This is a genomic window from Salipiger sp. HF18 (assembly GCF_011806505.1).
In the GTDB taxonomy this organism is placed as follows: domain Bacteria; phylum Pseudomonadota; class Alphaproteobacteria; order Rhodobacterales; family Rhodobacteraceae; genus Salipiger; species Salipiger thiooxidans.
In genome coordinates this window covers 1-3,765 of the sequence record NZ_JAATOS010000384.1, presented here as the reverse complement: position 1 = coordinate 3,765, position 3,765 = coordinate 1, and the positions used below count along the sequence as shown (strand labels likewise).

2 protein-coding genes and 1 pseudogene are annotated in these 3,765 nt (G+C 67.4%); 1 reads left to right on the top strand and 2 read right to left on the bottom strand.

Features of this window, described 5'->3' with window-relative positions; translation table 11 throughout:
* On the bottom strand, positions 1–188 hold a 188-nt coding region (locus HC022_RS28630; protein WP_368484711.1), incomplete at its 3' end, for an ATP-binding cassette domain-containing protein.
* 202 nt (positions 189–390) lie between these two features.
* Positions 391–2,355, bottom strand: a complete 1,965-nt coding sequence (locus HC022_RS20950) for an AMP-binding protein (protein WP_167453710.1) — start codon at positions 2,353–2,355, stop codon at positions 391–393.
* A gap of 322 nt (positions 2,356–2,677) precedes the next feature.
* Here HC022_RS20950 and HC022_RS20945 point away from each other — a divergent pair.
* Positions 2,678–3,765: pseudogene (locus HC022_RS20945) on the top strand (PAS-domain containing protein); the annotation flags it as partial.

Genomic DNA, 3,765 nt, shown 5'->3' with positions numbered 1-3,765 from the left:
TTGAGCATCGACGACTTTCCGGCCCCGTTCGGTCCGATGATGGCGCGGATCTCGCCCTCACGGATGTCGAAGGAGATGTCCTTGATCGCCACCACCCCGCCGAAGCGAAGCGTGATGTTGCGCAGCTCCATCAGGACCCCGCCGATCTGCCGCCCGTCCGCGGTCACGTAGCCTTCGGTATCCTTCACGGCCCCCTGCCTTTCATCGCTTCCCCAAATACTCTGGTCCGATCCGTGCATCATGCCCTGCCCTCCGCACCGGCGCGGTGCCCCGCGGGATGGTGGGGGTCGCTCCGGACCGCCGGCGGCGGCGAACCGTCCGGGGGACGGTTCGAGGAGTGAACGGGCGGAGCCTCGCGACGGCGAAGCCGAGCGTCACGCGCCATTCCCGTCATTCCGCGGCCATCGCGGGGGATGCGCCCGGCACCACCTCCGCGTCCATGATGGTGAGCGTCGCCCTGATCTTGCCCTTGCGGCCGTCCTCGTAGGTCACCTCGGTCTCGGTGTAGATGCTGGGCGAGCCGTCGTAGAGCGCGGTCACAAGGTCGCCGAACTTCTCGGCGATGATCTTGCGCCGCACCTTGCGGGTCCGGGTCAGCTCGCCGTCGTCCGCGTCGAGCTCCTTGTGCAGCACCAGGAAGCGGTGGATCTGGCAGCCCGAGAGCATCTCGTCCCCGGCCACCGAACGGTTCACCTCTTCGACGTGGCCGCGGATGATCTCGAGCACCTTCGGATGCCCGGCGAGCTCCTGGTAGGAGGCGTAGGCGATGTTGTTGCGCTCGGCCCAGTTGCCGACGGCGGTGAGGTCGATGTTGATGAAGGCGGTGCAGCGGTCGCGGCCCGCCCCGAAGACCACCGCCTCGAGGATGTTGGGGTAGAACTTGAGCTTGTTCTCCACGTATTTCGGCGCGAAGAGCGCGCCGTCGGCCATCTTGCCCACGTCCTTGGCGCGGTCGATGATGCGCAGGTGGCCGGTGCTTTCCTCGAAGAAGCCCGCGTCGCCGGTCGCGACCCAGCCCTCGGCATCCTTGGTGTCGGCGGTGCTCTCGGCGTTCTTGTAGTATTCCACGAAGACGCCCGGCGAGCGGTAGAACACCTCGCCGTTGTCGGCGATGCGGATCTCGACGCCCGGCGAGGGCACGCCCACGGTGTCGGGCCGGACCTCGTGGTCGGGCTGCTGGGTGATGAAGACCGAGGCCTCGGTCTGGCCGTAGAGCTGCTTGAGGTTGATGCCGAGTGCCCGGTAGAAATCGAAGATCTCGGGGCCGATGGCCTCGCCCGCGGTGTAGCCCACGCGCACCTTGCTCAAGCCCAGCGTGTTCTTCAGCGGGCCGTAGACCATGAACGAGCCCAGCGCGTAGCGCAGCCGGTCGAGCAGCCCCACCGGCTTGCCGTCGAGGATCCTGGGCCCGACGGTGCGGGCGTGGTCCATGAAATGGTGGAACATGCCGCGCTTGAACGCGCCCGCGTCCTCCATGCGGATCATGATCTGGGTGAGCTGGGTTTCGAACACCCGCGGCGGCGCGAAGTAGTAGGACGGCGCGATCTCGCGCAGGTCCGTCATCATGGTCTCGGCGCTTTCCGGGCAGTTCACGCAGAAGCCGGTCCAGTAGGCCTGCCCGATCGAGAAGATGAAATCCCCGACCCAGGCCATCGGCAGGTAGGCGAGCACTTCCTCGCCCGGCCCCAGCTTGTCGAACTCGGCAGAGTTCTTGGCGGTCTCGATGATGTTGCGGTTCGACAGCACCACGCCCTTGGGCTTGCCGGTGGTGCCCGAGGTGTAGAGCATCACGCAGGTGTCGTCGTAGCCGAGGCTCTCGCGGCGCGCGGTCAGCTCGCCGATGAACTCGTCATGGGCGGCGCGGCCCTGGTTCTGGACGCTGGCATAGTCGTGCAGACGGCGATGATCGTATTTCCGCATCCCCCGGGGATCGACGTAGATCATGTGCTCGAACTGGTGCAGGTCGTCCTGGATGTCGATGACCTTGTCCACCTGCTCCTGGTCGGCGGCGATGACGAAGCGGGCGCCGCAGTGCTGCAGCGCGTATTCCATCTCTTCGGCGGCGGCGTCCTGGTAGAGCGGCACCGGCACCGCGCCGCACATCTGCGCGGCGACCATGGACCAGTAGAGCGTCGGACGGTTGCGGCCGATGACCGCCACGTGGTCGCCCTTGCGGACGCCGAGGTTCAGCAGCCCGAGTGCAAAGGCCTCGATCTCCTTCTCGGTCTCCGCCCAGGTCCAGCTCTGCCAGATGCCGAACTCCTTCTCGCGATACGCCGGGCGGTTCCCGAAGGTCCCCGCGTTGCGCTGCAACAGAGCCGGAATCGAGCGCAGACCTTCCGCGCCCTCGGACATGTATGCCAAGTTGTCTCCTCCCGTCTTGCCCCTTCGCCGGGACCTCCCCCCTCTCCTCCAGAGGGGTCATCGCGCCTCCACGCGATTCAGGCACCATTAGGGTCAGCTGCAGGCTGACGGTCAATGTTTACGTGATGTTTGCCCAATTCTAACGAATTGTAACAACCGTCGCAGGGGCGCTGCCCCTCTTGGCCTGCGGCCAATTCACCCCGGAGTTTACCGGGCAAGATGAAGCCGGGGCGCTTGTCGGCGGCGGGAAGCAGGGCATGCTTTGCACCGGCGGCGCGCGGTGCTAGCCATGTGGCCGAGGGAGGACGGCCGGATGAACAAGGATGCGCTGACACAGGCGGGGCTCAACCTGATCCAGCAGGCGCTGTCGATCTATGACAGCGATCTGCGGCTGGCGGTGAGCAACCGGCGCTTCGCCGAGCTGTTCGACCTGCCGGAGCGGCTCTGCACGGAGGGGGCGAGCTTCGAGGACACCATCCACTATCTCGTGGAGCGCGGCGAATACGGCCCGGTCGACCACCCCGAGAGCTTCGTGGCGGCGCGGGGGGAGAAGGGAAGTGCCTTCGAGCAGCATTAAATGGAGCGCACACGCGGCAAAGGGGGGGGAGGGGGGGGCTTTTGCGCGCCGCTGCCGCAGGGCGGCTGGGTCACCGTCTACACCGACATCACCGCGATGAAGCGGCAGGAGAGCCTGCTGCGCACCCGTTCGGAGCTCTTGTCCGAGGAGGTGCTGCGCCGCTCCGAGGAGCTTTCGGCCACCAACCGGCAGCTGGCCGCCACCAACGCGGCGCTCGAGGAAGCGCGGCGCGAGCTCACCGAGATGGAGGCGCGCACCCGTCTCACCACCGAGATGATGCCCGCGCATATCGCCCGGGTCGATGCCGGCTGGCGCTACACCTTCTCGAACCGGCGGCTGCCGCACGTGATGCCCGGGCGGCCGTCGGAGATCGTGGGGCTGCACGTCTCCGAGGCACTGGGGCCAGCCTATGCCAAGGTGCGGCCGCACATGGAGCAGGCGCTGGCCGGGCGCCAGAGCATCTTCGAGTTCACCGACGAGGGCTCGTCGCGGCGGATCCGGGCGGTGTTCACCCCCGACCCGACGGAGCCCGGCGTCTACATCCTGAGCCACGACGTCACCGAGGAGACGCAGTCCCGCGCCGCCCTGCAGCAGACCAAGCGCCGCGAGCTGGCCGCGCAACTGACCTCGGGGCTGGCGCATGATTTCTCGAACCTGCTGACCATCATCCTCGGGATGCAGTCCAAGCTGGCGCGGATCAACGGGACCCCGGAAGCGCAGCCGCTGATACAGGCCACGCTGCAGGCGGCGCGGCGCGGCGGCGAGCTGCTGAACCGCATCGCCGACATCACCAGCCATCGGGCGTGGCGGCCGGCGCCGGTGGA

Coding starts and splice junctions, on each gene's coding strand:
- HC022_RS20950 (WP_167453710.1), bottom strand. CDS start 2,355: ATGTCCGAGGGCGCGGAAGGTCTGCGCTCGATTCCGGCTCTGTTGCAG.